This window comes from Marivita lacus (genome assembly GCF_014637725.1).
GTDB lineage: Bacteria > Pseudomonadota > Alphaproteobacteria > Rhodobacterales > Rhodobacteraceae > Marivita > Marivita lacus.
Window position 1 is genome coordinate 1 of record NZ_BMFC01000029.1, and the last position, 14,723, is coordinate 14,723.

12 protein-coding genes and 1 pseudogene are annotated in these 14,723 nt (G+C 53.1%); 6 read left to right on the forward strand and 7 right to left on the reverse strand.

Annotation, left to right across the window (positions count from 1 at the left end):
• Positions 1-230: 230 nt before the first annotated feature.
• Together IEV82_RS22665 and IEV82_RS22670 are read right to left on the reverse strand one after the other, a co-directional pair.
• Positions 231-440 (reverse strand): COG3415 family protein, encoded by a 210-nt coding sequence (locus tag IEV82_RS22665; RefSeq protein ID WP_188484365.1) that lies wholly within the window; start codon positions 438-440, stop codon positions 231-233.
• A gap of 156 nt (positions 441-596) precedes the next feature.
• A complete protein-coding gene (locus tag IEV82_RS22670; RefSeq protein WP_188484366.1) occupies positions 597-1,457 on the reverse strand; it encodes a delta-class carbonic anhydrase in 861 nt (286 codons plus the stop codon).
• A gap of 396 nt (positions 1,458-1,853) precedes the next feature.
• Here IEV82_RS22670 and IEV82_RS22675 point away from each other — a divergent pair, with 396 nt between their 5' ends.
• Positions 1,854-2,534 (forward strand): ATP-binding protein, encoded by a 681-nt coding sequence (locus IEV82_RS22675; RefSeq protein WP_188484367.1) that lies wholly within the window; start codon positions 1,854-1,856, stop codon positions 2,532-2,534.
• Between the two features lie 176 nt (positions 2,535-2,710).
• Here the strand turns inward: IEV82_RS22675 and IEV82_RS22680 are convergent, their stop codons facing one another.
• Entirely contained in the window at positions 2,711-3,529 is an 819-nt protein-coding gene (locus IEV82_RS22680) for a hypothetical protein (RefSeq protein ID WP_188484368.1), read from the reverse strand.
• Positions 3,530-3,619: 90 nt separating this feature from the next.
• Positions 3,620-4,351 (reverse strand): hypothetical protein, encoded by a 732-nt coding sequence (locus IEV82_RS22685; RefSeq protein WP_188484369.1) that lies wholly within the window; start codon positions 4,349-4,351, stop codon positions 3,620-3,622.
• 396 nt (positions 4,352-4,747) lie between these two features.
• Here IEV82_RS22685 and IEV82_RS22690 point away from each other — a divergent pair, with 396 nt between their 5' ends.
• From IEV82_RS22690 to IEV82_RS22705, 4 genes and pseudogenes are all read left to right on the forward strand, one after another.
• Positions 4,748-6,889 carry a trypsin-like peptidase domain-containing protein gene (locus IEV82_RS22690; RefSeq protein WP_229747986.1) on the forward strand — a complete coding sequence of 714 codons (2,142 nt, stop codon included), beginning with the start codon at positions 4,748-4,750 and terminating at the stop codon, positions 6,887-6,889.
• Between the two features lie 612 nt (positions 6,890-7,501).
• Complete coding sequence (locus IEV82_RS22695; RefSeq protein WP_188484370.1) at positions 7,502-7,909, forward strand: hypothetical protein; 408 nt, start codon at positions 7,502-7,504, stop codon at positions 7,907-7,909.
• Positions 7,910-8,333: 424 nt separating this feature from the next.
• Positions 8,334-10,313: a hypothetical protein gene (locus IEV82_RS22700; protein WP_188484371.1), complete on the forward strand. Its 1,980-nt coding sequence runs from the start codon at positions 8,334-8,336 to the stop codon at positions 10,311-10,313.
• Positions 10,314-10,433: 120 nt separating this feature from the next.
• A pseudogene (locus tag IEV82_RS22705) lies at positions 10,434-10,784 on the forward strand (IS3 family transposase); the annotation flags it as partial.
• 31 nt (positions 10,785-10,815) lie between these two features.
• On the opposite strand, the gene IEV82_RS22710 reads toward IEV82_RS22705, so the two are convergent.
• On the reverse strand, positions 10,816-11,349 hold the full coding sequence (locus IEV82_RS22710; protein ID WP_188484372.1) for an AprI/Inh family metalloprotease inhibitor: 534 nt from the start codon (positions 11,347-11,349) through the stop codon (positions 10,816-10,818).
• 305 nt (positions 11,350-11,654) lie between these two features.
• A complete protein-coding gene (locus IEV82_RS22715) occupies positions 11,655-12,149 on the reverse strand; it encodes a lysozyme inhibitor LprI family protein (protein ID WP_188484373.1) in 495 nt (164 codons plus the stop codon).
• A 936-nt stretch (positions 12,150-13,085) separates the two neighbouring features.
• On the opposite strand from IEV82_RS22715, the gene IEV82_RS22720 reads away from it, so the two are divergent.
• The gene (locus IEV82_RS22720; RefSeq protein ID WP_188484374.1) at positions 13,086-13,724 is read left to right on the forward strand and encodes a hypothetical protein; all 639 of its coding nucleotides are present in this window, start codon (positions 13,086-13,088) and stop codon (positions 13,722-13,724) included.
• A gap of 169 nt (positions 13,725-13,893) precedes the next feature.
• Here the strand turns inward: IEV82_RS22720 and IEV82_RS22725 are convergent.
• On the reverse strand, positions 13,894-14,723 hold an 830-nt coding region (locus IEV82_RS22725; protein ID WP_188484375.1), incomplete at its 5' end, for an IS5 family transposase.

Consider the following 14,723-nt stretch of genomic DNA (forward strand, 5'->3'; position numbering starts at 1 on the left):
CTTCGAGCCACTTTGCGAGTTTGCGGCGTTCTTCCAGTTTCAGGTGACAATAGTGGGTTCCCATTCTTCATACTCCGTGCAACTCTCTGTTTTGATACAGAATTTGCACTTCGTTTGTGAATCCACCGTAAAATGAATGAAAAATCGTATAATGAACATTATGTTAAAAAGAGCTTTGATTGATTGCCTGTCACATCATCAAAGCCCACTGAAGCCCTGAAGAACCTGCCTTAGTTACCCTGCGGGTTCCGCTTGGAAAACACCGACACCCAGCCGGTGACGCTTGCCTCGTCAAGATACATCAGACCTGCAACATCCTCTACACTCAGGCCGTCCGCCAGCAACAGAAGAGCATTTGCCATGCGCGCTTGAACGACTTCAGAATTCTTCGCATTCAGGGCAGTCAGCAACGTTTCGCGGTCATTTTCTGTCAGGAACATATTTTAGTTGGCTCTTTTATGACGATTGGTGTCTCTTGCAGGGTGAATTGCGATGATGGTCAGCCGCGCCCATGCTTGTCCGGGCATCACTGCAATGGCTGTCCAAGAGTGAGCGTGATCGCTCTCCTATAATGTCGAACCCGGCAGTTGATCTGCTCAGTTGATCGGGGCCAAAAGCTCCGGGTTCAGGACAAGGTTACGGACACCATGTGCATGGTCTTCATCGAAGGGGTTGCTTTCCAGCCACTCTCCGACCGAGCCGATGTGCAGTTTCAGAACGTGGCGGCGGACGTTCCAGATCACCTGATACGGAGAGGCGGTTTCGTTATACGCAGGACCTGTTGTTGAGCCTGCATAGGTTATTTCCTGGCCAAGTCTCTCGGGCAGGTTGGGAACCTGGTAATACCCATCCAGCAGCTCAATATGCGCAATTTCCGTCAAGTCTGCTGCAGTCTCATCATTGACGAGGACGGCGACGACGGTTTCCACCCTGAGCTGGGGGTTGAGGATTGCCTCGGTGACACAGGCACCAAGCGTGGGACCTGGTACGACCTGTGCCGTACTGTGAACGAAGTGGATCTCGATTGTGTCACCGGGAACCAGATCACCATGTTCGCTCGCACCCACCTGACGCGCGTACGGCGCACGTTCGCTTTCGGTCAAACTTCCGTTGAAACGGAACCCTGTTCCAAAGCCATGGCCATCACCATTGCCGGCATATGTGGTGAAGTCTCCCCCCTTGTGTTCGGCATTTTCATGGAAATGGATGTTGCACAGGTTCATCTTCTGACGGTCAAGCTCCGTTGCGAAGACCCTGGGATTTTCACCGCCATCAAAGTCGATGTCGCGAGGCGATTGCGGGCCGTAGCCTGCGCCAAGTGCTTTTGCCGCGAGTCCGGCACGCTGCTCTGCGATGACATCGTCTGAGACGGCATCCCGAAGCGACGTTTCGGCCAAGGCACCTATACCAATGCAGGCCGCGCATAGTGCAGCAGCCAGGACCTTCTCGAGCTTCATTTGATTTTGTCTCCGCGACGACACCCAGAAACGGAATATCGATGGACTCACCGTTGCCCGATCGTCATGGGACGTCAAATGCTCTTCCTCTTTATAGGGTATCCTTAGTTTTCGGATGTTGCGATCGGCCTTGCACATGCGATAGCGAACCCCCGGCAGAGAGCGCCCGATCCATCGAAGAATGTATCGACATGATGTTGAAGAGAAATATCTCTTTTTTGACAGGAACGCGTGTAACGAATCTTCCTTCACCGGATCGGGCGCCCCTGACTCGGCGCGTCTGGATCGGCAACGAGACCCCTGCCCCAAGGCACATACGAAGGAGAAGACGAACAGAAGCCCCCTGAGCGCCACTCTGATGCGGGCACGGCGATCCCTCCTGGTATGGAGGTTGCGATGTTTCAGATCACGGATACCGGAATGGGCATCAGTGAGGACGTGCGCGCCCGCATGTTCCAACGCAATTTCACGACAAAAGGTTCTAAGGGAAGTGGCCTTGGACTGCCGATCATCGCCCGCATCCTGCAGGAGAACAAGGCGGCGCTTTGGGTGGAGACGTGCCTCGGCTCTGGAACGACCATGACGGTCGCCTGGCCGATGCATCTGGAGACGGAAGACTCACCGTCAATCAGTTTGCCGCGGCAAGATCCAGACAGTCCTTCACGAATTGACCCCTCCCTTTTGAAGGGTTTGCAGGCGCTGGTGGTCGATGATCTTCCGGATGTCGCCTTGGTGCTCGCATCGATGCTTGAAACCGCCGGAGCAGAAGTGTTCTGTGAAACAGACCCCGATTTCTTGAAGGAAGTCCTGGCCGAAGCGCCCGGGTACTGGTCGGTTCTCGTAACCGACCTGCATATGCCAAGGACAGATGGTGCCGCCCTTGCGCGGTTTGCAGCATCGCTGACGCCCCCGGTCCCTGTTGTTCTGGTCACTGCGCGCCCGGACACGCTGGATGACAGGAGCCTCAAGGATTTCGCTGCTGTCCTCTCAAAGCCAGTGTCCGGACCACAGCTCGTTCATGCGGTGCGGCGCGCTGTGGATGCCAAGACACTGCAAAGTATCAGTCCTGAATCGTAAGGCTTTCTCTGTTGCTGTCCGTTTTGAGCAGCAGGCAGGCGCAACGTTCAAGACAGTTGGCCCTGCATGCGCCGATCAGGTTGGCCAAGCGGGTCCGGTTGTGGCCCTTCTCAAGGCGGTATCGAAAGCCTCATGCCGTCCCGCTTCAACCCGTCGTCGAGCATCCCCGTATCAGGCTAGGCACTCGCCTTTGAAATTATTTCAGACAACAGGGTGTCGAATAATCTTGGCGGACCTTCGTAGGTATCCCCACGTGGCAGATCAACTATCTGAACATCCGGTTCATGGGCCAGTCCGGGATCAAGATCCTGCGCAACCGATATGAAGGTAAATCTTGTATCAGAGCCAAAGAGTGCGCATGCCAGCGACTTGATTGTCTGATGGCGTTCCTCCGTCAGTTGGAAATGTTGCCACGCCATCAGGTTTTCGACCGCGTGAGGCAGATTGGGTTGAATGTTTGACCAGATCAAATGCATGCGCCCGCCAGTCCGTGGCTGGACGAGTGGCCCGGCTTGGTGGCAAAGCTTCGATACCAGGCGTTCTTTCTCACCGGGTTTCGCAAAATTCTGCGCGGTCTCGGTTTCATGGTAAAAGCAGACATCCGGGAGATGCCGGTTGAAGATGAGTGCATCCCAAGCGACATGATAGGCCGAGATATCCCGAATTGCTGGCAAAAGCTCTTGTTTCAAGGCCAGCTGCAATATGGCCTCTGTCCCCACTAAAGAAATGATATTCGATTCGAAAAGTGATCTGATAAAATAATGTGCAGTATCAGGAGTGCGATCCTGAAAGAAATCGAACTGAAACCGGTTTATGCAGCTTGATCCAATAGTGAGGAGTCTCGGTGGCTGGGTTTGCATTCTGGTCATGCCCTTGATCGTGTATTTCAGGTTTCTGGCGGTATCCAAAATGATATTCTTGGAATTGTAGAAAATTCTACATTCCAGTAATGGAGCGATTATATTCTGGTGAAATTTGCCTGCAAAAGTAGGCATCAACCTCTTTTGCAGCCTTAAATCAACAATTAAAAACGGAGGTGGTTGCAAGCAATATTGTGAATATTACTCACAGTTTCAAACGACGTTTCAGCTCGATGGCATGCTGGTGTTGTAACTCCAATTAACACCTCCATGATCACATAAATCACGGACATATTGACGAGCCGCTAGTGTATTGAAGCCTTTACGCTCGGCATGCGCCATGAAACTGATCATGTCCCTCTTGTTATCCCAAAGCTTCATGTTAACTGTCCATTTGTTCAAGGGCCCCGAAATTGCTGCACAACCAAAACTCAGCCCCTCGTCAACTGCAAAGGCAAATTCGTTGGATGTACCAAGCACCGAGTCCCACATACCGGCACGCCAGGCAGTATCGAGTCCTGCCGCAATACCACCTCCACCTGACACGGCTGAATTTGCTTTTCCTGCAAAGCCAGATATGTCGTCAGCGGTGGATTTTATATTACTTATCTGTTGCATTGTTTTACCGAAACTTCCACTGCTTGCGACAGACCCTACAGCCGCCCCGAGAAATGTCAGTGCAATTCCACTCCCTTCCTGAATGAAGATGTCCTTGCTTGTTATCGGTTTGTTCATGAATACCCAGAAGCAGACAAATGCATCTTCTGCCCAGGTTCCAGACGCAGGCACGATGCCCATGTTGCTGCGAGACAGGACAACCTTTTTCTTCATTAATTGTTTTCGGGTCTGACCATGCAGTTTCCGCCAGAGCGTTCCGTGCCCATCTGCGATGGACTGCTCTTTCATTTTATTTGCTATGACAAAACGAATGACCGCTGCTGCATATTCTGGATTCACTTGATATCTTTCCTTCTTTTCAGATTGAACATGGACGTTCAGCAGCGTCTATATTACTTCGTGCAGCTGGTAATAAACCCAGAAGTATTTTTGACGTCAACTGTAAAAATCCGCTTTCCCACTTGTGATTTAGAGGCAATTTTTCCATCCTGAAGAGAGTGTTTCATGTAATTTGTGAAATAAAGCACATAATTCATGTATTGAAATATAAAGAGGTGATTTCCATCATTTGATTTGGTGTAAAAAACATAGATCAAGTACAGTATGAAAATGCCTTTGAACTAAGCGTAAGCTCACTTGATCAAGTGAGGCGTTGAGGCACATGTTATAAACAGGACGAAAGAGATTTGTGGTCGCAATAATGCACCAGCAATGAGATTGGTGGACTGCAAGACAATGTCGCGTTTCATTTTTCTTGCCATAGCCGCCATGCTTCTGACATCTGCGCCGGGGGTATTGGCGCAGGATAGCGCCTATGTGCAAATTGAAGCTCAGCCAAACATGTCGGCCGCCCAGGACCGGTTATACGACTATGCAAGCGCACTTCCCGATGTGACCGGCTTTGAGCTTGGTCGTGGCTGGTACGGCATCGCATTGGGGCCCTATCCGCGCGCCGATGCAGAGCGCGTTCTGTTGCGGCTGCTCTCCGAACGCATGATTCCAAGCGATAGTTACGTCAGAGACGCCGCCAGCTATGGTCAACGCGTTTGGCGGGATACATCGAGCGCCACAACGGTTTTGCCGATCAAAGAACCTGACGCCTCAGATTCTCCTGCCAATCCGCCAGTAACCCAGGAGACCGATCTCGAAATACCTCGCTCGGAAAGGGTGTCGACAGCAGACGACCTGGAAGCCCGACAAAATGACACGCCTGCGGCAATGTTGGACGGGTTCTATGTGCAGATCGAAGCTCAGCCAAACCTGTCGGTCGCCCAGAACCGCTTGCGCGACTACGCGAGCGCACTTCCCGATGTGACCGGTTTTGAGCTTGGTCGTGGCTGGTACGGCATCGCATTGGGGCCCTATCCGCGCGAAGAGGCCGCGCGTGTTCTGCGGCAATTGCGGGTAGAACGCCTCATTCCAAGCGACAGCTATATCAAGGCATCTGACCGTTATGGTCGGCGTATCTGGTTCGCCGCACAAGATTCTGCGACGGTTTTGCCAATCACTGAACCTGCGGGCGCTGTCAGAGCGGAACCTGATCGGCAAACCGCTACCGAGACGCTTCGCCAAGCGCAGCAATCCGAGATGCAGCTGGTCCGTCAAGAGCGCGTGGCGTTACAATTGGCTCTGCAATGGGCAGGCTTCCATAACGCCGCCATCGACGGAGCCTTTGGCCCGAGTACCCGGTTCGCTATGACCGCCTGGCAGCAATCCAACGGGTTCGAGACCACCGGCATCCTGACCACCGCACAGCGGGCCGACCTGTTCCGCCAGTACAACGCCGTGCTTGATGGTATGGATATCCAGACCGTCCGCGACGCCCGCGCCGGTATCTCCATCGACCTGCCGCTGGGGGCCGTCGCCTTTGATCGCTACGACAGCCCGTTTGCGCATTTCGACCCGACCGGCACTGTCGAGGGTGCGCGCGTGCTGCTGATCAGCCAGCCGGGCGACCGCGACCGCCTGGCCGGGCTTTACGAGATCATGCAGACGCTCGACATCGTGCCGCTGGATGGCCCGCGCGACCGGGACAGCGACAGCTTTACCCTCACCGGTCAGAACGCCAGCATCGTCTCCCACACCGAGGCGCGGCTTGAGGGGGGTGCGATCAAGGGCTTCACCCTGATCTGGCCCGCAGGCGACGAAGAGCGCCGCACCCGCATTCTGGCCGCGATGCAATCCAGCTTTGCCCCGATCGACGGTGTTCTCGACCCGGCGGTCCTCACTGAGGACGCACCGAGTATCGACTTGGTTGCCGGGATTAGCCTCGCCAAGCCGAAGATCACCGCCTCGGGTTTTTTCGTCGATCGTCAAGGTGCGGCCGTCACGACCCATACCGCCGTCGCCAACTGTGACCGCATTACTCTAAACAATCATGGTGAGGCTGAGGTCGTCCTGTCCGATCCCTCCCTCGGAGTCGCCGTGCTGCGGACATCGGCAACGATCGCTCAAACTGCCGTGGCGCAGTTCCGCAATGGCACACCCCGTCTGCGCTCCGAAGTTGCCGTTGCCGGCTATTCCTTTGGTGGCTTACTTCCTTCGGCTGCAATGACCTTTGGCCACCTGTCCAACCTCCGCGGCCTCAATGATGAAGACACCCTGTTTCGACTTGCGATCAACACGCTCCAAGGAGATGCCGGTGGTCCGGTGATGGACGACAGCGGAGCGGTGATCGGCATGCTGGTGACAGATGACGCGGGAGGCCGTCAACTGCCGGGCAATGTGAACTTCGCGTTAAACAGCAGGACGATTCAGCAGGTGCTCTCGAGCTTGGCCATGATGCCTCAGGTGTCCGATGCCCGTGATCGGATACATCCGGAGGACCTGACGCAGAAAGCCGCCGCGATGACTGTCCTGGTCAATTGCTGGGAATGATGCAGATGCGCGATCAAGCACTGCCTTGCAACCGCAAGTCGCTCTGCAAACGAGAGCTGGACTAACGGGCCCTTGCCTGTTCTATCAATTCTTGGACAGCGCCAACAGGATTCTCAGTGAGCTTGAGGGTTCCCAATAAGTGCGAATCTTGAATTACCGGTCCGATCCCTTTCCCGATTTGTGACGCGTGTCTGTCATCTTACAGTAGCCACGAAGTTTGTGATTTATCGGTCATATCGCGCGTAAGTTTGTATGGATCGATTCTGTTTGCCACGCCGCATGCCACGATCTTGACATAGGAGATGTCGATGTTCGCATTCCACAGTAGCAATGGCCAAGAATTCATCGGGCTTCGAACCAATCGAAGTGGGAAGCGTCAGGTCGTTTATGATCATCTTCTCGGCAGACGGATCATTATTGATATCAATGATGATACTGCGTGTATCACCATGATCAGAGAGGCCTTGCTCGAAGGCATAAAATCACACAATGTATGGACTGGAACCATTTGTGCGCTTCAAAGCAGGAATATTCTGCACGCGTATACAGCATAAGTGTGCGTTCCCGGATGCTGATATGACAATCCCGAAATGATCGGGTGATGGAGATCTGATGCAACTTTTGGTGGCCAAAACCTATCTGGTTGACCTGCAGGTTGGGGTGCGCTGGTTGAGGCTTGGTTATGGAGGCAAGGTTCTTTTGACCCGTGTTTCGGACCAATCTGTTGCTGTCGTCGCCATTCAACAATCTTTGTGGACGCTCGGTTTTGGTCGACACAAGCAGGTTTCACTTGGTTATGTTGCTCCAAATATAGTAAAAAAATTGAGTCCTGGGTTTGACTGCGTTGCCGTGTTCCAAGCACGCATCGTCAGTTTGGAGCCCGGCCATCTGAACAAGGATGGGATGGATAGACTTGCCATTTCTATTTGGGGCAATCCTGAACATTTACTTGAGAAAGAGCTCGTGGACCGCAGAATGCCAAGCCTGCACACAATTGAGCCAAATCGAAAGGCATCGTGACGCGAATCTGATCTATCAGAATACTGATATGAGAGTGCCTTGCACGTTGTTTGATAAATAGAAGCGTAATATTGTCAAAGGCATGTAATTTACTCTTAATTGAGAAATAAATCTTTAATGTCTTTAATAAATCTTAATTTGATAGAAGGCGCTAACAAAAACTTCAGAATACAGAATTTTTTACTCTGATAAAATTTTAGATAGAGTTTCTCTCTTTTGTATTTCGTATGGCTGTGGCAAAATTACAAATTCTTCAGGCAAACTATATTTTCGAATAGATCACCGATGACGTTTTTGGAAAAGTACCTGCAATGGTCATGCTGACGTACGCAATATCATCTGTGACAAACATGGTCTGGAGAAAAATCGCTTACCGTAGGCAAAGATTAGCACTAAGCTCCAAAAGGACTTCTAACTCACCATTATGAAGCCAGACTTTGCCCTGACCTTTTCCGAAAAAAGCATTTCCTTGCTGTATCGCTCCTCCAATGGATGGATACCGGTCGGTGACGTCGATCTGGATGTTGTTGATCTGCGGAATGCTTTGGCCGATCTCAGAACAAAAGCATACGCGCTTTCCGCGACAGGCGGACAGGTCAGGCTCGTAATCCCGAACGAACAGATCAAGTACCTGACAATTGCCGATGGCGGGCAGACAGGTCGCGCACTGCAACATGACATTCGTATCGCTCTGAACGGGACAACCCCCTACGCTGTTCATGAGCTTTGCTTTGACTGGTCTCACGGCGCGGGACATATTCATGTCGCAGCTGTCGCACAGAAAGCATTGGTCGAGGCGGAAACCTTTGCCATAAACCATCACTTCGATCCGGTCTGCTTTGTGGCGAAGGCTCCAGAAGGTGCCTTCGTGGGCGAAGTCTTCTTTGGCCCGGCCACAGGCTGGAGGGATGCGGTTTCACAGAAAGACGGGATCTCAGCCGAACGGGCGGTTCTGGATCACCCGGTCGAAGATCATTCACCCGGCTTGGACGCCTTTCCGGATGAGCCGTCCAAAGCATCTTGCGATCCGCTGGTCCCCGAGCTTGTCACCTCCGAAACATCAGGCGCGCTCGTGTTGTCGCGGGTTTGTCCATCAGCTGTCCCTCGGATCGGCAGTCCAGCAACCACTGTTCCAGTGGCCGCACGGGTCCGACTCGGTGGCGCGCGCAGGTCAACCCATGACAGCAAGGTGGCCGCACCGGTGACGCAGGTCGATCCAGTCGGAGACAGGGCCAACCCCAAGATTGATCCGGCCCAGGACATTGCAGCAGTGAAGGACAAGCCAGCTGACCACCGGATCGAGGGAAAACCACGTTTCCTTGGTCTGATGCTGACCTTCGTGCTTCTGATTTTCCTGCTCGCGGTTGCAGTCTGGGCGATCGTTTTCCAGGACGGAAGTCAAGGGCGGTTCTTTGCCCGTGAGTTCGGCATTTCTTCATTTTGGCCCACTCCCGATACGGAGCGTCGGTCCCTGGACGAGTCTGATGCGCAATTCCCGGTCCCGGGCGTTGCAGGAGCTCCGTCCGACGACGATGAAGGGTTGTCCAGTGCCTTGCCACCTCCGGATGTGCCCACTCCAACAGAAGCCCTGGTCCAGTACGCGGCAACAGGGATCTGGCTTACCTCACCCGAAGCCCCTCCCCCGCCCTCATTGACCACCTTGAATGATCTCCATGTGGCAGTCATTGACCCTCGTGTTCAACAACTCGACGCAGTGGCCTTGCCGGGCGCGGACACGTTGCGCGATGACCCGCCCTATCTCTTGGAGCGCAGTCCGGTGCCCCCGAAGACTGAGGTCATGCCGGATCCACCCGGATTGGTGGTTGCCACGCCAGAGGGCAGAGTGAACCCGGATGGTGTGCGCATCTTTGCCGGACGGCCCCCGGTCGTGCCGCCAATCCGCGCAATGCCGCAGAGTGTCCCTGCTATCCCGACAGCGGAAGCCATCGTGACTGCTGCCGCGCCGCGGTCAGAACTGGTCCGCCCGCGCGCACGTCCGACTGAACAGATCGACAACACAAGCACGACACAACCGGCAATGCGCCCCCCCGCCGCACTGCGTCCAACGACACAGCCTGACATTCCCTTGGCTGATGGAGACGATGGCTCCAGGCTGGTCTCTGGTCTGCAATCCGTCACGCCTGTTGCAAGGCCCCCCAACTTTGCTCAGATCGTCGAAAGCACGAGCAGTATGCCCCCTGCCTTGCAGAATACCCTCGACCTGATCGGTGTGTATGGCAAACCGCCGAACCGGCGCGCCCTTGTGCGCCTGTCCAATGGGCGCTTCCAAAAGGTCAATGTTGGCGACCCGCTGGACGGTGGACGCGTTGATGCGATCGGAGACGACGCGTTATACTATTCCACGAACGGTCGCATTGTCGTGCTGAATATATTGGAGGACTGACGCACCCATCGATGGCAAGATAAAAAGAACGAATGTCTTCTTCCCGAACCGCACCATGAAAACCATCCCATCTTTGGGGGATAAAGATTACCGTCAGGATCAGGGTTCGCCCTCAGCCGCCCGCGCATCAGCAATGACAACCCGTTCTCCGAGGCGCTGTTCCGCACCTGCAAATATCGCCCGGACTGGCCAAACAAGGGATTTGACACGAAGGCCGGTGCCCAAGCCTCGGTGAAATTCTTCGCCAGCTGGTATAACGGGCAGCACCTGCACAGCGCCATCCGCTTCGTCACGCCAGATGCGCGTCACGCCGGGCTCGCCAACCGTGCCAGTGCCAGTCACTATGCAATTGCACGGGCGCAAAACCTGCAACGCTGGTCAGGCAAAACCCGCAACTGGCAACCCGCTGGACCCGTCTGGCTCAAACCCGAAACCGAAATAGGCGCCCCTGAAATCAGAGACGCCGCATGAAATCGGCGGACAACTGCTTTGACAAACACCGTCAGCGCCACATGGTGACATCGCCATCCAGACGATTCAGGGCTGTGGGGCGCAATTTGATCTGTTTGTTGCCAAAGGCGTCACTCAGGACAAGTTCAGTTCCGCGCAGCGACCACCTCGTGACCCAGAACAGATCACCTGAACAGCCCACAGTCTGCGCTGTGGCGGGCGCATTTGGCGCGCGCGACTCCATCAGGTTGACCCGGCACTCGCGATTGTCTTCAGTGATGGCACGCCATTGACCCACGTAGTCGCTTGCCGTGTTTGCACCAACCGGTGTGGCACCACCCAAAATTGCCCCGATCAGCGCACCAGTATCCACCGACACAGAGCTGCTTTTCGTCACGGTCCGGGTGGAGTTGCCATTGACAGTCGTAGTCGTCGTGCTGGAGCCTTCGGAAATCCGCGCGGGAGCAGTTACCACTGGTTGAATAGGGCTTTGCAACGTTGGTGGGGAAGCAGGCGGTGGAGCTTCCAGTTCGCAAGCCGATAACAAGGAAACCATCAATACAGGCAGTAGGATAGGACGATGCATAGAGCCTCCGGCAAGGTCAAGTTTTTCGGTATTTAGTATGTGTCAGTGAATAAACCGCTGTTGATCCAGTTACGCAGTTGGTTGACCCCATTTGACGCATGAGCACGCGATATGCCCGTTGAGGTCAGGACCCCCCTGACATGTTTTTCATCTCCAGGGCACGTAGAACACACATTATTGTATCCACTGGCGAGTTTTCGGGAAACACTGGGCGCGCTTGCCTGATGGCAACTTATGCCATGTTTGATTGAGCAATCAATACTCACCCATAACGCATAAAAACCATAGCTGGGCGTGGGCATGAATCATCCTTCTCCAGAATAGAGTGCCAAGAGATAAAGTGCCTGCTCGGCCGTCAGTTGCATCATGCAACTTATTGACGCCGGGCCCGCACCAGTGCCACCCTGCCATAGCGATGCTTCATGTCCACAACGCGTATCGCGATAGGTGATCCACGCGCGTTGCATGTTGCGCAGCGTGTCTGCCTGAACCGCCAAATTGTCGGGTAAATCAGCATCAGACGCCTGCCTGACAGCACGCAGTTGCCGATAGGCTTCATTCAGCATGCTATCCCAATACTGCAACTCACTGTCCAGGCAGAACCCCATGCCATAAGTGGAATCTCCGCCACGCTGTTGCATGCACTTACCTGCTGAAATCCCGATGCAATCGGTTTTATTACCCCTATCGCTTGAATGGATCAGACATTGCTCGGTGCCACTAGGAACAAAAATCAGATCCTGCGCCAAAGCGGGCGTGGGCAGGAGGATTGCCAATAGCAGGACAAAAGCACGGTTCATCAAGTTCTCAATTTGAAACGAACATACTTGGCCAAGTTCATCATGACATCGACATTCCCAAAGTGGTTCACCATTCAGCTGCACAACTCAGTAAGTTCGACCCCAGATCAAGTGACTGTTTCAAAGCTTCGATGATCATGTTGCGAAAGCCATGCATAACTCATAACTACGAAATTTTTTCCTCAGACGGTGAGGTCAAGAAATATAGGCTCGAGGTAATGAGACAGGGCTCAACCCATCGACCTAGCGCCTCTGAATTTGGCAGGAGGCCAATAAAATCTCGATCGTGATGTGCCAATCTCGGTTTTAATGCGGAAGAATTTGTCGTTCAGGCACTCGCTTGCGTGACTGCTGCTGGCAGACCTTTAGAAAAACGCTAAAATTCATCCGTGACCCACTCATGAAAAAGCTAGCTCATCAGGGCGATACGCTCCCCACAATTGAAAAACGCATTCATTACCTCACGTCCTACAGTCCATCTTTTTTGTTGCTGAAAAGCTTATCAAAGGAGACGCACATATTTTTTTAAAATTATAACTGTAAAATCGTCTCAAGACAATAAGAATCTTCAGCCATCAACACAATTGAAAGTTAATTCAGGAGAACTATTTAGTCATATGATACAGCTAAAATATAACAATATTTTATCTAAATTATTCAACTAAATATTTGCATTTATAGTAAACTAAAGCTGTAAGATGACTCAAATATTGAAGTGAAAGAAAAGTGGGATTGCGAAAAAAAGAGAATTAACCCACAGAGAAAACCGATTTTACATAGCCTTCCAGTATAAAAGACAAACTTGTGGTATTTAGTGCGACAGCCCGGAATGGTAAATTTTCCATTGAAAACTTGCAAAGTGCTAACTGTGAAGCCAACAGCCATACTTGGTAGTCGCCCAGGTTGGTTATTATAAGATCACTACTGGAGAATAAAATGCCAGGTGCTGCCATGTATCGAGTTCCTACTCCACGAATTTCATCAGGTGGGGGATTCTCAGTTATTTTAGACAGGGGTGAACTTAGGGGGGCATCACGCGGAGGAGAATGTTTTCTTTTCAGCGAAGCAGGCGCAGGTGTTGAGTCTTTGGTTTTGATTGGCACTCTTCCAGAGTTGAAGGATTGGTCAGATCGTTATGCAAAATACAGAATTGAAAACAGGATTAGTGAATTGCCAGAAATTTACATGGGGATGTGTCCATATGTTCCTGGAAAACGTTTCAAGGGCCTTTTTCCAGTAAACGATTTTGTCGTTGCAATGGTTCATAAAAGTGCAGGTATCGGAGGAGCAATGCTCCCAAGTGGGGTAATTGGATCCCTCGGCGAGGGTCTTCGTGGGGAAAGCGTCGCAGATATAGCGGCGGAACTCATTGGAAAAGGTATAGAGGGTTCAAAGAGGTTACGTAGAAGCGTTTTTGGTTTACCAAAGAAACCGCAAAAAGACTTGACTTTTTACGTTAAAATCAATTACCTACAGGAGGATGACATGCATTTTATTGGAAATCGTGTAATCCAAGTTCCACAATTGTTCACAGTTATCAGAGAAACTGCTGACACTCTTCTTGCACGCAAGTAGACTGACATTCCCACAATGGCTAGCTAAGGAACGTCTGATCTACTACATCGGCTACGCCGATTTTGGAGCAATCGAGCTTTGCTATGCGGATGAGGCCCGATTTTGCGGTCGGAGTGCCGAAATAGGCAGCCCTGAAGCGCCCAGCCCCTGATTTTGTGCAGAGTCCGCCTCATGCAATCAGCTTTCGTCGGACGACGAACAGGTTGCCAAGAGCGAACAACGTGAACAGCTGCGCGCGGTTTTTCGCAAGGCCCCGATAGCGGGTCTTGATGTATCCGAACTGGCGCTTGAGCACGCGGAACGGATGCTCGACCCGGGCCCGCACCTTGGCGATGATCCGGTTGATGGCCTCGTCGATCGGATGCAGCGCGCCGCCCTTTGGTGCCTTGCGCATGACGCCCCAGAACTTGTCAGGCCGTGAAAACGCGACCTCCCGCGCAGCGCTGACATAACCCTTGTCCGCCCAGACCGATGTTTCGTCGCCATGCAGGAGCGCGTACCACACCTGGCTGTCATGTATCTTTGCCGTGGTGGTGTCCAGGCTGTGCACGATACCGTTCCGTGCATCGACGCCGACATGCGCCTTCATGCCAAAATACCAATCGTTGCCCTTCTTTGTCGACGACATCTCGGGATCGCGCGCCTTGGCTTCGTTCTTGGTCGAGGACGGCGCATCGATAATGGTCGCGTCCACCAACGTGCCCGAGCACAGCGTGATGCCCTGGTCGACCAAGTGACCGTTCACCTCTGCAAACAGCGCCTCGGTCAGCCGACGCGTCTCCAGCAGGTGGCGAAAGTTCAGGATCGCGTCCTTCGGGCTTACGCGGCGCCACTGGCGCCACGGTTCCTTCGGACCGTCCGGGATGCGGTCATCGCCAAGTTCGATGCCCGCGAACTTGCGCATTGCATCACTGTCATAGAGCATTTCCTCGGCCATCGGATCGCTCAGCGCATACCACTTCTGAAGGAAATACACCCGCAGCATCGTTTCCAGCGGAA

Excerpts from the sequence above, each read along its gene's own strand:
- IEV82_RS22675 (WP_188484367.1), top strand. The coding sequence starts at position 1,854 with ATGTTTCAGATCACGGATACCGGAATGGGCATCAGTGAGGACGTGCGC.
- IEV82_RS22680 (WP_188484368.1), bottom strand. The coding sequence starts at position 3,529 with ATGCCTACTTTTGCAGGCAAATTTCACCAGAATATAATCGCTCCATTA.
- IEV82_RS22695 (WP_188484370.1), top strand. The coding sequence starts at position 7,502 with ATGCAACTTTTGGTGGCCAAAACCTATCTGGTTGACCTGCAGGTTGGG.
- IEV82_RS22690 (WP_229747986.1), top strand. The coding sequence starts at position 4,748 with ATGTCGCGTTTCATTTTTCTTGCCATAGCCGCCATGCTTCTGACATCT.
- IEV82_RS22715 (WP_188484373.1), bottom strand. The coding sequence starts at position 12,149 with ATGAACCGTGCTTTTGTCCTGCTATTGGCAATCCTCCTGCCCACGCCC.
- IEV82_RS22710 (WP_188484372.1), bottom strand. The coding sequence starts at position 11,349 with ATGCATCGTCCTATCCTACTGCCTGTATTGATGGTTTCCTTGTTATCG.
- IEV82_RS22670 (WP_188484366.1), bottom strand. The coding sequence starts at position 1,457 with ATGAAGCTCGAGAAGGTCCTGGCTGCTGCACTATGCGCGGCCTGCATT.
- IEV82_RS22700 (WP_188484371.1), top strand. The coding sequence starts at position 8,334 with ATGAAGCCAGACTTTGCCCTGACCTTTTCCGAAAAAAGCATTTCCTTG.
- IEV82_RS22665 (WP_188484365.1), bottom strand. The coding sequence starts at position 440 with ATGTTCCTGACAGAAAATGACCGCGAAACGTTGCTGACTGCCCTGAAT.
- IEV82_RS22720 (WP_188484374.1), top strand. The coding sequence starts at position 13,086 with ATGCCAGGTGCTGCCATGTATCGAGTTCCTACTCCACGAATTTCATCA.